The 16703-nt window shown below is 70.7% G+C and carries 19 protein-coding genes; 9 read left to right on the top strand and 10 right to left on the bottom strand.

All coding sequences use genetic code 11. The features are described 5' to 3' along the window. Positions 1-11: 11 nt before the first annotated feature. The 4 genes from ABVN73_RS12930 to ABVN73_RS12915 form a co-directional block, all read right to left on the bottom strand. Positions 12-563 (bottom strand): universal stress protein, encoded by a 552-nt coding sequence (locus ABVN73_RS12930; RefSeq protein ID WP_353858334.1) that lies wholly within the window; start codon positions 561-563, stop codon positions 12-14. A gap of 3 nt (positions 564-566) precedes the next feature. Then, the gene (locus ABVN73_RS12925) at positions 567-1346 is read right to left on the bottom strand and encodes a TIGR02186 family protein (protein ID WP_353858333.1); all 780 of its coding nucleotides are present in this window, start codon (positions 1344-1346) and stop codon (positions 567-569) included. Next, on the bottom strand, positions 1343-2260 hold the full coding sequence (locus ABVN73_RS12920) for a sulfite exporter TauE/SafE family protein (RefSeq protein WP_353858332.1): 918 nt from the start codon (positions 2258-2260) through the stop codon (positions 1343-1345). The genes ABVN73_RS12925 and ABVN73_RS12920 overlap by 4 nt, the downstream gene beginning before the upstream one ends. Positions 2261-2323: 63 nt before the next feature. Further along, on the bottom strand, positions 2324-3334 hold the full coding sequence (locus tag ABVN73_RS12915) for an adenosine kinase (protein WP_353858331.1): 1011 nt from the start codon (positions 3332-3334) through the stop codon (positions 2324-2326). 193 nt (positions 3335-3527) lie between these two features. Here ABVN73_RS12915 and ABVN73_RS12910 point away from each other — a divergent pair, with 193 nt between their 5' ends. Continuing rightward, entirely contained in the window at positions 3528-4208 is a 681-nt protein-coding gene (locus tag ABVN73_RS12910; protein WP_353858330.1) for an EI24 domain-containing protein, read from the top strand. A gap of 119 nt (positions 4209-4327) precedes the next feature. Here the strand turns inward: ABVN73_RS12910 and ABVN73_RS12905 are convergent, their stop codons facing one another. Continuing rightward, positions 4328-4633, bottom strand: coding sequence for a hypothetical protein (locus ABVN73_RS12905; protein WP_353858329.1), 306 nt, complete (start codon positions 4631-4633; stop codon positions 4328-4330). Here ABVN73_RS12905 and ABVN73_RS12900 point away from each other — a divergent pair. Beyond that, positions 4620-5222 carry a polymer-forming cytoskeletal protein gene (locus ABVN73_RS12900; protein WP_353858328.1) on the top strand — a complete coding sequence of 201 codons (603 nt, stop codon included), beginning with the start codon at positions 4620-4622 and terminating at the stop codon, positions 5220-5222. The two genes, ABVN73_RS12905 and ABVN73_RS12900, sit on opposite strands and share 14 nt — an antisense overlap. Before the next feature lie 111 nt (positions 5223-5333). On the opposite strand, the gene nth is transcribed toward ABVN73_RS12900, so the two are convergent. After that, a complete protein-coding gene (gene nth, locus ABVN73_RS12895) occupies positions 5334-5993 on the bottom strand; it encodes an endonuclease III (protein ID WP_353858327.1) in 660 nt (219 codons plus the stop codon). 105 nt (positions 5994-6098) lie between these two features. Between nth and ABVN73_RS12890 the strand changes: the two genes are divergently transcribed. Beyond that, positions 6099-6623 (top strand): DUF2244 domain-containing protein, encoded by a 525-nt coding sequence (locus ABVN73_RS12890; protein WP_353858326.1) that lies wholly within the window; start codon positions 6099-6101, stop codon positions 6621-6623. 89 nt (positions 6624-6712) lie between these two features. After that, complete coding sequence (locus tag ABVN73_RS12885) at positions 6713-7615, top strand: methylated-DNA--[protein]-cysteine S-methyltransferase (protein ID WP_353858325.1); 903 nt, start codon at positions 6713-6715, stop codon at positions 7613-7615. Between the two features lie 20 nt (positions 7616-7635). Here ABVN73_RS12885 and dapB read toward each other — a convergent pair whose 3' ends face one another. Together dapB and znuA are read right to left on the bottom strand one after the other, a co-directional pair. Further along, entirely contained in the window at positions 7636-8433 is a 798-nt protein-coding gene (gene dapB, locus ABVN73_RS12880; protein ID WP_353858324.1) for a 4-hydroxy-tetrahydrodipicolinate reductase, read from the bottom strand. Between the two features lie 71 nt (positions 8434-8504). Further along, positions 8505-9482 carry a zinc ABC transporter substrate-binding protein ZnuA gene (gene znuA / locus ABVN73_RS12875; protein ID WP_353858323.1) on the bottom strand — a complete coding sequence of 326 codons (978 nt, stop codon included), beginning with the start codon at positions 9480-9482 and terminating at the stop codon, positions 8505-8507. A 116-nt stretch (positions 9483-9598) separates the two neighbouring features. Here znuA and znuC point away from each other — a divergent pair, with 116 nt between their 5' ends. Both znuC and znuB read left to right on the top strand, forming a co-directional pair. Further along, positions 9599-10396 (top strand): zinc ABC transporter ATP-binding protein ZnuC, encoded by a 798-nt coding sequence (gene znuC / locus ABVN73_RS12870; protein ID WP_353858322.1) that lies wholly within the window; start codon positions 9599-9601, stop codon positions 10394-10396. Next, the gene (gene znuB / locus ABVN73_RS12865; protein WP_353858321.1) at positions 10389-11177 is read left to right on the top strand and encodes a zinc ABC transporter permease subunit ZnuB; all 789 of its coding nucleotides are present in this window, start codon (positions 10389-10391) and stop codon (positions 11175-11177) included. Before znuC ends, znuB begins: the two co-directional genes overlap by 8 nt. A 3-nt stretch (positions 11178-11180) precedes the next feature. Here znuB and ABVN73_RS12860 read toward each other — a convergent pair whose 3' ends face one another. Continuing rightward, positions 11181-12065, bottom strand: a complete 885-nt coding sequence (locus tag ABVN73_RS12860) for a LysR family transcriptional regulator ArgP (protein ID WP_353858320.1) — start codon at positions 12063-12065, stop codon at positions 11181-11183. Positions 12066-12161: 96 nt separating this feature from the next. Between ABVN73_RS12860 and ABVN73_RS12855 the strand changes: the two genes are divergently transcribed. Continuing rightward, on the top strand, positions 12162-12761 hold the full coding sequence (locus ABVN73_RS12855) for a LysE/ArgO family amino acid transporter (RefSeq protein ID WP_353858319.1): 600 nt from the start codon (positions 12162-12164) through the stop codon (positions 12759-12761). A 61-nt stretch (positions 12762-12822) separates the two neighbouring features. Here the strand turns inward: ABVN73_RS12855 and ABVN73_RS12850 are convergent, their stop codons facing one another. After that, a complete protein-coding gene (locus ABVN73_RS12850; RefSeq protein ID WP_353858318.1) occupies positions 12823-14136 on the bottom strand; it encodes a methyl-accepting chemotaxis protein in 1314 nt (437 codons plus the stop codon). Positions 14137-14475: 339 nt separating this feature from the next. Here ABVN73_RS12850 and ABVN73_RS12845 point away from each other — a divergent pair, with 339 nt between their 5' ends. Both ABVN73_RS12845 and ABVN73_RS12840 read left to right on the top strand, forming a co-directional pair. Beyond that, on the top strand, positions 14476-15261 hold the full coding sequence (locus ABVN73_RS12845; protein ID WP_353858317.1) for a (Fe-S)-binding protein: 786 nt from the start codon (positions 14476-14478) through the stop codon (positions 15259-15261). A gap of 4 nt (positions 15262-15265) precedes the next feature. Beyond that, a complete protein-coding gene (locus ABVN73_RS12840; protein WP_353858316.1) occupies positions 15266-16702 on the top strand; it encodes a LutB/LldF family L-lactate oxidation iron-sulfur protein in 1437 nt (478 codons plus the stop codon). Position 16703: the final 1 nt, after the last annotated feature.

The following is a 16703-nucleotide window of genomic DNA, read 5'->3' as shown; positions in this document are numbered from 1 at the left end:
CAGCCGACGCCTTAAGTGATGGCGTCCAGCGCGTCGACGCCGATGCCGCCCGGCACGATGGTCAACGGAATGCGCATCTTGGCGAGGCCGCGGTTGGTGAAGTAGGAGATCAGCGGCCCCGGCCCTTCCGGCTCGACGCCGGCGGCCAGAACGAGGATGGAGATGCTCGGCTCCTCGTCGATCAGGGCCAGCACCTCGTCGCGGCGGTTGCCCTCGCGCACGTACAGGGCCGGCAGCGTGCCGGTCAGCCGGTTCACGTCGCGGGCGAGCTTCTGCAGCTTCTGCTCCGCCTCCGCGCGCTGTTCCTCGCGCATCAGGTTCTCCAGGGCCAGCCACTGCTGCGCCTCGCCCGGCTCGATGACGTAGAGCAACGCCACCTTGCCCCCGGACTTGCGGGCGCGCAGGCAGGCGTAGCGCAGGGCGAGCTGAAGCTCCGGGCTCTCGTCCACCACGACCAGGAAGATGCGGACCGGCGGCTTGGCCGCGGCCTCCGGTTCGGCCGCGGCCGGGCCGGCCGCCGTGGAAGCGGTCGCAATCGGATCGGTCGCAATCGGATCGGACATCGGTCACACCCTCCGGAAGATGGCGCCGGCCAGCCAGCCGGCGGCGATGGCGCCAATCACCGCGGCAACACCGTAAATCATCGGCTGGTTGCGCGCAAAGTCGTAGATTTCCGCGCTGAAGCCGACCTTGGACACCACCAGCGGCGTGGTCTGGGCGCTGACCACCTCGCCGTCGCGGATCAGCAGCGCCTCGACATTGTACAGCCCCGTCGGCACGTTGGCCGGAAAATAGATGTTCGTCCGGAACAGCCGCTCGCCCAGGAAGGACACCTGCCCCAGCGTGATGCCGTAGAGCCCGGCCCGCTGCTTGTTGCGGATCAGGGCGGAGCGGAACAGGGCGAGCTGGTCCGGGGCCAGCTGCTCGCGCGGGCCGAGCTGGAGGTTCGGCAGGCCGATCTGGTGGCGCTCCAGCACCGGACGGCCGACGAACTGGTCCAGCGGGCGGTTGGTCGCGACCATGTAGTAGCCGGGCACCTGCTCGAACCGCACGCTGCGCGCGTTGATCCAGATGCCGGCGATGCGCTCCTTGCGGCGCACGGTGACCGGGGTGCGCGGGCCGGTCACCACGATGGCGACGTCCCCCGCCCCGTCGGTGGTGCCGAACAGCACGACCTCCGTCCCGGTGAAGCCGGTGGTGATGGCGATCAGGTGGCTCGACAGGTCGGCGACGAGCTGCTGCGCCCACACCGTGGCGGCCAGGAACACCCCCGCCAGAAGCCCCGCCAGCCCGCCGGCGACCCGGACGGACCACAGCCGCCCGGCGCCCTTGCCGCCAGCCCTCACGACATCCTCGTCGAGATGGTGAAGACGTCGTTCGGCTCGACCACCAGATCGAAGGCGAGCTTCAGCGCCACCGCGACGACCAGCGAGGCCAGCAGAAGGCGGGCCTGCTCGCCGCGCAGCCGGCCGCCGGCCTTGGTGCCGAACTGCGCGCCGATCACCCCGCCGATCAGCAGCAGGAGCGCCAGCATCACGTCCACCGTCTGGTTGGTCGCCGCCTGCAGCAGCGTCGCCATGGCCGTGGTGAAGATGATCTGGAACAGCGAGGTGCCGGCCACCAGACCGGTCGGCATGTTCAGCAGGTAGATCATCGCCGGCACCAGCATGAAGCCGCCGCCGATGCCCATGATCGCCACCAGCATCCCGCCGACCGCCCCGATCCCGGCCGGCAGCAGGGCGGAGATGTAGAGCTTGGAACGCTGGAAGCGCATCTTCAGCGGCAGGCCGTGCAGCCACATGTGGCGGTGCAGCTTGCCCCGCTTGGCGGTGGGGGCGCGGCGGCGGATCAGCGCGCGGCTGGCCTCCACCATCATCATCGTGCCGATGGTGCCGAGGAAGAAGACGTAGGACAGCGTGATCGCCGCGTCGATCTGGCCGATCCGCTGCAGCAGGGAGAAGATCCAGACGCCGACCACCGTGCCGACCATGCCGCCCAGCAGCATGACGACGCCCAGCTTGACGTCCACGTTGCCGCGGCGCCAGTGGGCGAGCACGCCCGACACGCTGGCGGCGACGAGCTGGTTGGCCTGGGTGCCCACCGCGATGGCGGGCGGGACGCCGATGAAGATCAGCAGCGGCGTCATCAGGAAGCCGCCGCCCACCCCGAACATGCCGGACAGGAAGCCGACGAGCCCCCCCATGCCGAGCACGAGCAGGGCGTTGACCGACATCTCGGCGATCGGCAGATACACTTGCATGGGGGCAAAGCCGGCGGACGGGAAGGTCCGCCAGCTTATACCCTACAGGCCCTCTTGCGGCAATCAGGCCGGAACGCCTGCATCCTTCAGCAGATCCGGCAGCAGATCGGCCAGCGCGACGTCCGGACGGGCGCCGACGTGGCTGATGATCTCCGCCGCGGCCAGCGCGCCGATGCGGCCGCACACCGCCGGGGCCATGCCGCGGGTGTAGCCGTAGAGGAAGCCGGCGGCGTAGAGGTCGCCGGCGCCCGTGGTGTCGACCACGCGGGCCACCGGGGCCGCCGGGACCTCGACGACGGCGCCGCCGGAGACGATGACGGCGCCCTTTTCGCTGCGCGTCAGGGCGGCGGTCTTGCCGAGACGCTTCACCGCCTCCAGCGCGTCCTCGAAGCGGTCGGTCTTGTAGAGGGCGGTGATCTCATGCTCGTTGGCGAACAGGATGTCGACGTGGCCCTCGACCAGCTCCAGGAACTCCGCGTGGTGGCGGTGGACGCAGAAGCTGTCGGACAGCGAGAGCGAGACCTTGCGCCCGGCGCCGTGGGCGGTGGACGCCGCCTTGCGGAACGCCTCCTTGGCGCGGGGCGGGTCCCACAGATAGCCTTCCAGGTAGGTGACCTGCGAGTTGGCGATCAGCGCCTCGTCGATGTCCTCCGGACCCAGCTCCACGCAGGCGCCGAGGAAGGTGTTCATGGAGCGCTGGGCGTCCGGCGTCACCAGGATCAGGCAGCGCGCCGTCGGGGCGCCGCCGTGTCCGGCCGCCGTCTCGAAATGCACGCCGGCGGCGCGGATGTCGTGGCGGAAGACCTGGCCGAGCTGGTCGCCGTGGACCTTGCCGATGTAGGCCCCCCGGCCGCCCAGCGACGCGATGCCGGCCATGGTGTTGCCGGCGGAACCGCCCGACACCTCGATGCCCGGACCCATGCGGCCGTACAGCTCCTCGGCGCGGGCGGCGTCGATCAGCGTCATCGCCCCCTTCTCGATCCCGTTGGCCGTGAGAAAGGCGTCGTCGGCATGGGCGATCACGTCGACGATGGCGTTGCCGATGCCGGTGACGTCGAATTCGGCCGTGGCCATGGGCGCTCCTTGGAAATGCTGGGGAAATGCGGTGTCTGGACCGCGGAAGAAATCCGGGCGCGAGTATAGCGGCCCGCCTTCACATCTCAAGCGCGGCGCAAGGGCCCCTGGAACGGAGCGGCCCGCCGTCGTAGATAAGCGTCGCCCGGCCGCATCGGCCGAGACGAACTGGCCTTATCGAACGGGAGTCCGGATGATCCGCGCGCTGCTTCTCGCCATCGGACAGCTCTCCGACCCGGCGTCCCGCCGCGTCGTGTGGATCGGCGTGCTGTCCGCCATCGCGGCCTTCGCCCTGCTGGCGGGAGCCGTGTGGTGGGCGCTGTTCCACACCGCGCTGACCGGCTACGCCTGGGTGGACGGGGTGCTGGACGTGCTGGGCGGGCTGGCCGTCCTGCTGCTGGCCTGGGTGCTGTTTCCCGCCACGGTCGGCATGGTGTCCAGCTTCTTCCTCGACGAGGTGGTGCAGGCGGTGGAGCGGCGCCACTACCCCCAGTTGCCGCCGCCCCGCCAGACCGGCCTTGGGGAAGAACTTCTGACCGCGCTGCGCTTTTTCGCCATCGTCCTGTTGGTCAATCTGTTCGCCCTGCCCCTGTATCTGATGGTGCCGGGGTTGAACCTGCTGATCTTTTACACCGCCAACGGCTATCTTCTCGGCCGCGAATATTTCGAGATGGTGGCGATCCGGCGGATGGGACGGAAGGAGGCGGGGTTTCTGCGGCGCTCCAGCCCGTTGAAACCATTTTTGGCTGGCGCGGTAATTGCCTTTCTTTCGACAATTCCTTTCGTCAACCTGCTGGTGCCGGTGATCGCGAGCGCCTTCATGGTCCACATCTACCATTCCATGACGGGCCTTCCCCGCCGGGAAGGGCCGTGACGGACCGTCTTGAGGCGCGGCCCCGACCGTGCACCAAAGCCCACTTGCGGCCGGCCGGATGACCGTGTTACCCCGGCGGGGTGGTCTTTTGGCTGCCGTCGATCGGGGCCGGTCATGCGTCACCGCATCCGATGACCCGACGTCCACGACCCGCCAACCTTCACGACCTGACTGACCTGGGGATCAACGTTCATGCTGTTCGGACGAAAGAATCCGCCCGTCGGTGCGCCGAAGACCCAAAGCACCGATCCGGCCATCCCGGCCGCACCGCAGGCGGGCGCCGCCGAACCCGCGGCGGCGGTGTCGCCGCTCGCCTCCCTGAGCAACCCGTCCGCGACGAGCGCGCCGGCCGGCCCCGCCCCGGCCGCCCGCACGCCGCAACCCGAGCCGATTTCCTCCAAGGGACCCGAGATGAACACGAGCACCCCGAAGCCGCCGGCCGGCGCCCCGATCCCCGGTTCGAGCTACAAGCCGACGGACATTCCGCGCCGCACCGTCGATCTGCCGGGTGCCGCGCCGCGCCGTCCCGAGGGGTATGGCGCTCCGGCCGCCGCGCCCGTCGCGGCCCCCGCCCCGGTTGCCCCGGCGCCCGCCGCTCCGCTGGCCAGCGACCAGCGCCGCCTGATCGTCGGCCGCGACATCTCGCTGAACGGCGAGATCGGGTCCTGCGACGTGCTGGTCGTCGAAGGCACGGTTGAGGCCAAGCTGCGCGACGGCCGGTCCATCGAGATCGCCGAGACCGGCCTGTTCAAGGGCGCCGTGGAGATCGACGAGGCCGACATCGGCGGCCGCTTCGAGGGTGACATCATCGTGCGCGGCCGCCTGACCGTGCGCTCCACCGGCAAGATCAACGGCTCGATCAAGTACGGCGAGCTGGCGGTCGAGGCCGGCGCCCTGCTGAACGGCGAGATCGGCAAATACACCCCGGCGGCCAAGCCGGCCGCGGCCCCCGCCGCCCCGGCGGAATCGGCCCCGGCGCCGGCCGCGCTGGACCCCATCGTGGTCGACGGCTGAACGCCGTCAAACGCGGTTTCGCGAGCAAGCCCGGCGGGGACCGACCCCTCGCCGGGCTTTTTCTTTTCCAGTTATCGCGGGCGTTTCACGGGAAACATCACGGCTTGCCGCTCACACCACGGCGGCCGGCAGGACCTTGTCCTTGAAGCCGCACAGGTCGCTGACCGGGCAGACGAGGCAATCCGGCTTGCGGGCCTTGCAGACGTAGCGGCCGTGCAGGATCAGCCAGTGGTGGGCGTGCCGGCGGTAGGCCTTGGGGACCACCTTCAGCAGCTTCGCCTCCACCGCGTCGGGTGTCTTGCCGGGGGCGAGGCCGGTGCGGTTGCCGACGCGGAAGATGTGGGTATCCACCGCGATGGTTTCCTCGCCGAAGGCGACGTTCAGCACCACGTTGGCGGTCTTGCGCCCGACGCCGGGCAAGGTTTCCAGCGCCTCGCGGTCGCGCGGCACCTCGCCGCCATATTGGGCGACCAAAATTTCCGACAGCCGGATGACGTTCTTGGCCTTGGTGTTGAACAGGCCGATCGTCTTGATGTAGCCGCGCAGCCGCTCCTCCCCCAGCTCAACCATCTGCTGCGGCGTGGTGACGATCCGGAACAGCGGGCCGGTGGCCTTGTTGACCCCCACATCGGTGGCCTGGGCCGACAGCACGACGGCGACCAGCAGGGTGTAGGGATTGACGTATTCCAGCTCGCTCTTCGGCTCCGGGTTGGCGGCGCTGAGGCGGCGGAAGAATTCCTGGACGGCGGCGGGCTTCATGGCGCGCAGCATAGCGGGACCCTGGCCGTGCATGCAAACGTGCATGCAAACATGGCGAAGGGGCCAACAGGCCGGGTGGAACGCGCGCCCGGGCCGCACTAGTTTGTGTGCATGACCATGGCCCGTCATACCCCGGCCCCGTCCCTGGCCCCGGCTCCCCGCGTCTTCTTCGACGCGATCCTGCACCCGCACCGCAGCCTGGGGCGGCACGGATTCCGCGTCCTGATGGGGGTGGTGATCCTCGTCAATCTGCTGATCGCCGGGATTTTCGCCGCCAACGGGGCGTGGCCGGTGGTGCCCTTCTGCGGGCTGGACGTGTTGATCCTCTGGCTGGCCTTCCGCGTCAACAACCGCGCCGCCCAGCTGTACGAGCGGGTGCGCCTGACCGACACCGACCTGACCGTCCAGCGCGTCGCCCGGAACAAGCCGGAGCGGCGCTGGAGCTTTCACCCCAACTGGCTGCGCGTCACCCTGGACGGCCCGCCCCGGCACGGCGGCCGGGTGACCCTCACCTCGCACGGGCAGTCGGTGACCGTCGGCGCCTTCCTGACGCCGGACGAGCGGGCGGACTTCGCCAAGGCGCTGCGCGGCGCGCTGGCCCTGTGGCGCCGGGCCCCCTGCCACCCCGAAGCGGTGCCCTGACCGCCGGTGGGATTGCGCAAGAAACGGGTTGGTCGGCCCGCTCCGGCGGCGCATCCTGCGCCGGTCATGGAGCCTGGGAGAGAACCGCCATGCCGTGCCTGAATCCCGCCGAAGATCCAGTCGATGCGCGGCGCCACCGCGCCATCGCCGCCGCCATCCGCCATCTCGTGGACCACTGGCAGGACCAGCCGGGACTGGACGAGCTGGCCGCCGTCGCCGGCATGAGCCCCTTCCATTTCCAGCGGCTGTTCACCCAATGGGCGGGGATCAGCCCGAAGCGCTTCCTGCAGTTCCTGACGCTGGACAACGCCAAGCGGCTGCTCGCCGCGAACCAGAGCGTGCTGGACGTGGCGCTGGACGTCGGGCTGTCCGGCCCGTCGCGTCTGCACGACCTGTTCGTCGCCTGCGAGGCGATGACGCCGGGCGAGTACAAGGCGCTGGGCGGCGGGCTGACCATCCGCTGGGGCCTGCACCCGACCCCCTTCGGCCCGTCGCTGGTCGCCGCCACCGAGCGCGGCGTCTGCTGGCTGAGCTTCGCCGAGGAGGAGGACGGGCGCGACGCGCTGGCCGAGATGGCCGCCGCCTGGCCGGCCGCCCGTCTGGTGGAGGACGCCGACGCCACCCGCCCGGTCGCCGCCCGCGCCTTCCGCTGGGACGGTTCCGCCAAGGACGGTTCCACAGGCGGTGAACCGCTGCGCCTGCTGATGAAAGGCACCAATTTCCAGATCAAGGTGTGGGAGGCGCTGCTGCGCATCCCGTCGGGCGCCGTCGTGTCCTACGAGGACGTGGCCCGCGCCATCGGCCAGCCGACCGCCATGCGGGCGGTGGGGGCGGCGGTGGGGCGCAACCCGGTCTGCGTTCTGATCCCCTGCCACCGGGTGATCCAGAAGTCGGGGATCATCCACAACTACCGCTACGGCGTCCCCCGCAAGCGCGCCCTGCTCGCCTGGGAGCAGGGGCACGCCATGCTGGAGGACGAGGCGGCGGCTTAGCGGCCGCGGCCTGACCGCGGTCAGAGGCCCAGCACGTCCTTCATGCTGTAGAGGCCCGGCTGCTTGTCGTTGGCCCACAGCGCCGCGCGGACCGCGCCCTTGGCGTAGATCTGGCGGCCCGACGCCTTGTGGGTCAGCTCGACCCGCTCGCCTTCGGCGGCGAAGACCACCGTGTGGTCGCCGATCACGTCGCCGCCGCGCAGCGTGGCGAAGCCGATCTCGCCGCGCGGACGGACGCCGGTGTGGCCGTCGCGGACCTTCTGCCAGACATCCTCCAACGCCACCCCGCGCCCCGCCGCCGCCGCCCGGCCGAGGCCGAGCGCGGTGCCCGAGGGGGCGTCCACCTTGTTGCGGTGGTGCATCTCCAGGATGTCGATGTCGTAGTCGTCGCCCAGCGCGCGGCCGACCTGCTCGACCAGAGCCAGCAACAGGTTGACGCCCAGCGACATGTTCGGCGACTGGACAATCGGGGTGTGGGTGGCGGCCTGGGCGATGGCCTCCTGCTGGGCCGGGCCGATGCCGGTCGTGCCGATGACCAGCACCGTTTCCGACTGGGCGGCCAGCGCGGCGTGGCGGACGCTGGCGTCCGGGCTGGTGAAATCGATCACCGCGTCGGCCTCGGCGAACAGCGCCGCCGCATCGTCGATGGCGACGACTCCCAGCGGCTCAAGGCCGGCGAGGACGCCGATGTCCTTGCCGAGCGCCGGGCCGCCCACCCGCTCCGTGCCGCCGGCCAGCGTGCAGCCCGGCGTGGCGGCGATCTCGCGCACCAGCATCTGCCCCATGCGCCCCGCGCACCCGACGACCCCGATCTTCATGCCTGCCTCCCTGGGAGAATTCCGACACGGGTCTAGCACAGCCGGGGGCGGGGCTTAAGCGCCGAGAAGGGTCAGGACCCCAGGCAATCCTTGAGCGAGGCGGCGATGTTGCGCATCAGCGCGGGGTAGAGGCCGGGACCGTCCTTCAGGTCCGCCCCTTCGGGGTCGAGCACGCCCTTCCTCGCCGGGGTGCCCTCGACGATGGTGTTCACCAGCGCCGGCTCGAACTGCGGCTCGGCGAAGACGCAGGCGGCGCCGAGGCCGCCGATCTTGGCGCGGATCTCCGACAGCCGCTTGGCGGAGGGGCGGCGTTCCGGGTTGACGGTGATGGCGCCGACGCCGTTCAGGCCGTACTGCGCCTCGAAATACTGGTAGGCGTCGTGGAAGACGACGAAGGGCTTGCCGGCCACCGGGGCCAGCATCGTCTTCAGCTCGGCGTCCAGCGCGTCGATGGAGCGGGCGGTGCGCTCGGCGTTGGCGGTGTAGGCGGCGGCGTTGGCCGGGTCCTTGGCCGACAGCGCCTCGGCGATCGCCGCCACCATGGCGCGGGCGTTGGCGGGGGAGAGCCAGATGTGGGTGTTCACCTCGTCGTGCCCGTGATCGTCCTCATGGGCGTGCTTGTCGTCGTGCTTATGATCGTGATCGTGCTTGTGTTCATGCCCGTGGTCGTGGGCCTCCCAGGCGCCGCCCTCGCGGGCGTCGAGCAGGGTGACGCCCGGCGCCTCCAGCAGTGTGACGGAGGTGGCCTTCTTGGCGTTCGCCGTGACCGGCTTGTCGAGGAAGCCCTCCAGCTCCGGCCCGATCCAGAAGACGAGGTCGGCGGTCGCCAGCGCCTTCGCGTCCGACGGCTTCATGGCGTAGGTGTGGGGGGACGCCGCACCGCGCACGATCAGCGTCGGCTCCGCCACCCCCTCCATCACCGCGGCGACCAGGGAGTGGACCGGCTTGATCGAGGCGACGACCTTCGGCGCCTCGGCCAGCGCCGGGAACACAGCGCCCAGGGTGGCAACAAGGGCAAGGAGCGGCAGGGGACGCATCGCGGCGCGCATGGGTGGGTTCCTCATCGTCTGACTGGACAGCCGGGCCTTTCCGGCGCATAGCTGTCTTCGTTTTCAGCAATGTCACGTTATAACATAACATGTCAACCCATCACGGGGACCATCACATGGCCCCCCGCGCGGCGCGATCGCCGATTCCGTCCCTGGCCCCTCCCCTGATCGACACCAAGGGGCTGACGGTGCGGCTGGGCGGGCGGACGATCCTCGACCGCGTGGACCTGGAGGTGCGGCCCGGCGAGATCGTCACGCTGATCGGCCCCAACGGTGCGGGCAAGACGACGCTGGTGCGCGCCGTCCTGGGCCTCGTCCGCGCCTCGTCCGGGGTGGTGGAGCGCCGCCGGGGTCTGCGCATCGGCTACATGCCGCAGCGCCTGACCGTCGACGCGACCCTACCCCTGACGGTCCGCCGCTTCCTGGCGCTGTGGCGTCCGGTGACCGAGGCGCGCATCACCGCCGCGCTGGAGGAGGCCGGCGTCTCCCACCTCGCCGCCAGCCCGGTCCAGACGGTGTCCGGCGGCGAGATGCAGCGGGTGCTGCTGGCCCGCGCCCTGCTCGGCGATCCCGAGCTTCTCGTCCTCGACGAGCCCGACCAGGCGGTGGACGTCCACGGGCAAGCGGAGCTGTTCGGGCGCATCGAGACGCTGCGCCGCACCCGCGGCTGCGGTGTGCTGCTGGTCAGCCACGACCTGCACACGGTGATGGCCCGCACCGACCGCGTGCTCTGCCTCAACGGCCATGTCTGCTGCCAGGGCGCGCCGGAGGACGTGCGGCGCCACCCGGAATACCGCGCCCTGTTCGGCGGCCACGCCGACGCGCTGGCCGTCTATGTCCACCACCACGACCACGCGCACGCCACCGACGGCGCCGTGGTGCCCGGCCATGACGGGGACTGCTGCCATGGATGACTTCGTTCTGCGCGCGCTGGCCGCCGGCTGCGGCATCGCGCTGGTCGCCGGCCCGCTGGGCTCCTTCGTGGTGTGGCGGCGCATGGCCTATTTCGGCGACACGCTGGCCCATTCCGCCCTGCTGGGGGTCGCGCTGGGCTTCCTGCTGGGCGTCAACCCGCTGATCGGCGTGGTCGGCGTCTGCGTCGCCCTGGCGCTGGCGCTGGTCGGGCTGCAGCGCCGGCGCGCGCTGGCCACGGACACCGTGCTGGGCATCCTGTCGCATTCGTCGCTGTCGCTGGGCCTCGTCGCCATCGCCTTCCTGGAGACGCTGCGCGTCGATCTGGTCGCCTACCTGTTCGGCGACATCCTCAGCGTCACCACGGGCGATCTCGCCTGGATCTACACCGGCGGGGCGGCGGCGCTGGGCGGTCTGCTGCTGCTGTGGCGCCGGCTGCTGGCGGTGACGGTGGACGAGGATCTGGCGCGGGTGGAGGGCATGCCGGTCGAGGCGCTGCGGCTCGCCTTCATGCTGCTGATCGCGCTGGTGATCGCGGCGGCGATGAAGATCGTCGGCATCCTGCTGATCACCTCGCTGCTCATCATCCCGGCGGCGGCGGCCCGCCGCTTCTCCCGCACGCCGGAGGCGATGGCCGCCCTGGCCTCGGTCTTCGGGATCGCCGCGGTTCTCGGCGGCCTGCTCTCCTCGCTGAACTGGGACCTGCCGGGCGGGCCGAGCATCGTGGTCGCCGCCGCCGCCCTCTTCCTGGCGAGCCTGATGGTGCCGACGGTGAACCGGTGAGCGTCAGACTTGCGTCAAGCGGGCGCGCGCCGTCGTCAACACCGAGCGCGTGATGTCGGCCAGGGTGCGGCTGGCGATGCGGCTGCGCTGCCAGAACAGCGGCACGTCCAGCGGCTGGTCCGGCACCAGCGCCACCAGCCGCCCGTCGCGCAGGGCCCCGGCGACCAGCGGCTCCGGATTCATGCCCCAGCCCAGCCCGGCCAGCGCCGCGTCCACGAAGGCGTGGGTGGAGGGCATCCAGTGGGTCGGCGAGGCGATCTCCACCCCGAAGGCCTGCCGGGTCCACTGCGTCTGCAGCCGGTCCTTGCTGTTGTAGGTCAGGCGCGGCGCGCGGGCCAAAGCCGCCGCCTCCACCCCGCTGGGAAAATGCCGGCGCAGGAAGTCCGGGCTGGCCGTCGCCACATAGCGCAGCGCACCCAGCGGGGTGCTGTCGCAGCCCTGCACCGGCTGGGCGCCGGACGTCACCGCCGCCAGCACCTCGCCCCGGCGCAGCCAGTCGGCGCTGTGCTCCTGGTCGTCGAGGACGAGATCGAACAGCACGTCCGGCGTCCCGGCCATGGCGGCGACGAACCAGGTGGCGAGGCTGTCGGCGTTGACCGCCATGCGCACCGTCACCGCCGGCCCGTCCTGCGGCAGGCCGGGAAGCCCGTCGCGCAGCTCGCTTTCCAGCAGGGCCACCCGCTCCGCGTGCTGGCTCAGCCGCAGGCCGGCGGGGGTGCCGGTGCAAGGCGATCCGCGCACCACCAAGATCGTCCCCATCCGCTCCTCCAGCAGCTTCACCCGCTGGGACACGGCGGAGGGGGTGACGTGGAGCTGCGACGCCGCCCGCTCGAAGCTGCCGGTGCGGACGACCGCGGCCAGCGCGGCGAGCAGGGCATAGTCGAGCATGGATTAGCGTTCCTTAATCAGGATAAGGGACTTTAGTTACTCTAATCCCGCCGGCGATGGTAGGGGAACGCCCTCGTTTCATCCCGTGAGGCCGCTATGCTCTCCGCCTTTCTTCCCGGCCTTCTGCTGGGTCTCAGCCTGATCGTCGCCATCGGCGCGCAGAACGCCTTCGTGCTGCGCCAGGGCCTGCGCGGGGAGCATGTGCTGGCCGTCTGCGCGACCTGCGCGGTGTCGGACGCCCTGCTGATCCTGGCCGGCGTCGGCGGCTTCGCCCGGGCCGCCCAATGGCTGCCCTGGCTGGAGACGGCGACCCGCTACGCCGGGGCGGCCTTCCTGCTGGTCTACGGGCTGCGCAGCTTCCGCTCGGCCTGGCGGGCGGGCGGCGCGCTGGACCCGGCGGCGGCGGTCCCGGCGGGGCTCGGCGCGACGCTGGCGACCTGCCTAGCGCTGACCTGGCTGAACCCGCACGTCTATCTCGACACGGTGGTGCTGGTCGGGTCGGTGTCCACCCAGTTCGCCGAGGGCAAGCACGCCTTCGCGCTGGGGGCGATGACCGCGTCCGTCCTGTTCTTCTTCGCGCTGGGTTTTGGTGCGCGCCTGCTGCGGCCCGTCTTCGCCCGGCCCGGCGCGTGGCGGGCGCTCGACACCGGCATCGGCGTCGTCATGTGCGTGATCGCGGCCAGCCTGATCGCCTGAACCGCGACCCCCTTCCCTCGGGGCCGGCGCGGGGAACCCCCTTCCCCGCGCCGGCGGTCCGTCAGGACGCCTTCAGCGCCTGCAGGAAAGTCTCGACCTGATGCTTCAGGCTGTCGGACTGGCCGGACAGGTCGGACGAGGAGCGGATGACGAGGCTGGAGGCCTGCGCCGTCTCGTTCGCCGCCACGCTGACCGCCTCGATGCTGCGGGCGATCTCGTCGGTGCCGCGGGCGGCCTGGGCGACGTTGTTGGAAATCTCCTGGGTCGCCGCCGCCTGCTCCTGCACGGCCGAGGCGATGGTGGTGGAGATCTCGTTGATCGACCGGATCGTCTCGCCGATGCCCTGGATGGCGCCGATCGTCTGGTTGGTCGCCGCCTGGATGCCGGCGATCTGGGCGGAGATGTCCTCGGTCGCCTTGGCCGTCTGGTTGGCGAGGCTCTTCACCTCGCTCGCCACCACGGCGAAGCCCTTGCCGGCCTCGCCGGCCCGCGCCGCCTCGATGGTGGCGTTGAGCGCCAGCAGGTTGGTCTGGCCGGCGATGCCCTGGATCAGCTTCACCACGTCGCCGATGAGCTGCGCCGACTGGGCGAGGCTGTCGGCGGTGCCGCCGATCTGCTCGGTGCGCGACACCGCCTCGCGGGCGATGGCGACCGACCGCTCGACCTGCTGGCCGATCTCCCCGATGGAGGCGGAGAGCTGCTCCGCCGCCGCGGCGACCGCCTGCACGTTGGACGCCGCCTGGGCCGTGGCGCTGGCCGCCTCCGCGCTCTGGCGGGTCGACCGCTCCGACAGGGCGCCGAGCTGGCGCGACACGCCCTGCATGTCGGCCGAGCTGCCGGACACCGCCTGCACCACGCTCTTGACCTTGGCGTCGAAGTCGGCGGCGAGGGAGCCGGCGCGCTGGCGCATCTCCTCCTCCTCCTGGACATCGATCAGCGAGCCGCAGGCGCGCAGCGCCACGCCGGCCGCGTTGCGCCGGCAGCCGCCGATGGCGCGGAACCAGCGGTAGGAACCGTCGCGCATCTTCACGCGGTAGCGCACGTTGAAGGGCGTGCGGCCGCTGGCGTCGGCCAGGAAGGCGCCGAAGGCGGCGAAGGTCGGGCCGCTGTCGTCGGGGTGCAGGCGATCCGACCAGGAGGTCATCAGGTTCGGGAAATCCTGCTCGCCCTCGAAGCCAAGCAGACGGCGGAACTGGCCGGACCAGGTCCAGCGGCTCTGCGGATGCGCCGGGTCGCCGTTGTGGAACACCGCGTCCCACAGGCCGACGCCGGCGTGGTTGCCGTAGAGGTCGAGCGCCTCGGTCAGCTCGGCCAGTTCAGCGCCGCGCCCGTTGCCAGCCTTGGACCCACCCCGGAAAAATCCCATCAGACTCATGGACTTGCCCCCCTCCCCTCACGCGACGATCGCTACAACTTCCAGATGACCCTCATGACCGAACTGATCGGTCGGCCTGTCTTCGTATACGGACGATATGTGAATTTAGATTTCATTTTGGTAAAAGCCTTTTCCATATTTTTGAAACAGAAAGCGCGCCCGACCCATTGTTTGTTTCGCTTTTTGTATGTTTGACCTTTTACTTTTGGTTGTGCAGAACCCCTTGCCCAGCCGGGGCGCCGCGATGGGGCGCCGCCGGCCCCGCCCGTTGCCATCCCCGGCGGGACGACCTACAGTCGCCTCCGTGAGGGCACAAGCACACGAGAAGACCAGGACATCATGGCCGACACCCGCCCCGCCCCCCGAGTGGGGCTGTTCGTCACCTGCCTCGTCGATGTCTACCGCCCGACGGTCGGCTTCGCCGCGGTGAAGCTGCTGGAGGACGCCGGCTGCACGGTCGAGGTGCCGGCGTCCCAGACCTGCTGCGGCCAGCCCGCCTTCAACGCCGGCGACCGCGCCACCGCGCGGGATCTCGCCCGCGCCACCATCGCCGCCTTCGAGGGGTTCGACCATGTGGTCGTCCCCTCCGGCTCCTGCGCCGGGCAGATCCGCAAGCATTACCCGGAGCTTCTGGCCGACGATCCGGCCTGGGCGGCCCGCGCCCGGCACCTGTCGGCGCGCACGCACGAGCTGGTGTCCTTCCTGACCGACGTGCTGGGGGTGACGGACACCGGCGCGCGCTACGACGGCACGATCACCTACCACGACAGCTGCTCCGGCCTGCGCGAGCTGGGCGTCAAGGAGCAGCCGCGCCGCCTGCTGGCCAAGGTCGAGGGGCTGACCCTGAACGAGCTTCCGGGGGCGGAGGTCTGCTGCGGCTTCGGCGGCACCTTCTGCGTCAAGTACCCGGACATCTCCAACCGCATGGTCGAGGCCAAGACCGCGGACATCGAGGGGACGAAGGCCGACACGCTGCTGGCCGGCGACATGGGTTGCCTGCTGAACATGGCGGGCAAGCTGAAGCGCGAGGGTTCCGCCGTCCGCGTGCGCCACGTCGCGGAGGTGCTGGCCGGCGTCACCGACACCCCTCCCATCGGCGAGCCCATGAAAAGCGGGAGGGCATAACGCTATGCAGCCGACCACCCACGCCTTTCCCGAGAACGCCCGCAAGGCGCTGAGCGACGAGCGGCTTCAGAAGGTCCTGGCCATCGCGCCCGCCGGCTTCGTCAACCGTCGCAAACAGGCCGCCGACCGGCTGCCGGAGTTCGAGGCTCTGCGCGACCAGGGCCGCGACCTGAAGAACCACGTCCTGGCCAACCTCGACACCTATCTGGAGGCCTTCGAGGGCAAGGTCACCGAGCAGGGCGGCCATGTGCACTGGTGCCGCACCGACCAGGAGGCGCGCGACGCCATCCTGGGCATCTGCCGCAAGGTCGGGGCGAAGACCGTCACCAAGGGCAAGTCGATGATCTCCGAGGAGATCGGGATCAACGACTACCTCGAAGCCAACGGCCTGACCCCCATCGAGACGGATCTGGGCGAATACATCATCCAGCTCCGCCGCGAACCGCCCAGCCACATCATCGCCCCGGCCTTCCACCTGTCCAAGGCGGACGTGGAGGGCACCTTCCGCCAGGCCCACACCGACCTGCCCGAGGACCGCGTGCTGGACGAGCCCAAGGTGCTGATCGCCGAGGCGCGGCAGGTTCTGCGCCGCAAGTTCCAGCAGGCCGACGTCGGCATCACCGGCGCCAACATCATGGTGGCGGAGACCGGCTCCACCGTCATCGTCACCAACGAGGGCAACGGCGACCTGACCCAGATCCTGCCGCGCGTCCATGTGGTGATCGCCACCATCGACAAGGTGGTGCCGACGCTGGAGGACGCGGCGCTTGTGCTGCGCCTGCTGGCGCGCTCCGCCACCGGCCAGGAGGCGTCGGCCTACACCACCTTCTCCACCGGGCCGCGCCGCCCCGGCGACCTCGACGGGCCGGAGGAGTTCCACGTCGTGCTGCTCGACAACGGGCGGTCGGCGCTGCTCGGCACGGAGTTCCAGGACGTGCTGCGCTGCATCCGCTGCGGCGCCTGCATGAACCATTGCCCGGTCTACGGCTCGGTCGGCGGGCACGCCTACGGCTGGGTCTATCCGGGGCCGATCGGGTCGGTGATGCAGCCGGCGCTGCTGGGCGTGAAGGAGGCCGGGCATCTGCCCAACGCCTCCACCTTCTGCGGGCGGTGCGAGGCGGTCTGCCCGATGCGCATCCCCCTGCCCAAGATGATGCGCCACTGGCGGGAGAAGGAGTTCGAGCAGAATCTCCAGCCCGCCGCGATGCGCCGGGGGCTGGCCCTGTGGGGCTGGTTCGCCCGGCGCCCGGCGCTGTACCACGCCGCCACCCGCATGGCGGTGCGGGCGCTGGGGATGCTGGGCCGCGGCAAGGGACGCTTCGCCCGCCTGCCGCTGGCCCAGGGCTGGACCCGGCACCGCGACATGCCGGCGCCGGAGGGCAGGACCTTCCAGCAGATGTGGGCCGAGAAGAAGGCTGCCGAAAAGAAGGGAACGCGCTGAC

Origin of the sequence: Azospirillum formosense (genome assembly GCF_040500525.1) — a bacterium.
GTDB lineage: Bacteria > Pseudomonadota > Alphaproteobacteria > Azospirillales > Azospirillaceae > Azospirillum > Azospirillum formosense_A.
This window is presented reverse-complemented; position numbering and strand designations above follow the sequence as displayed.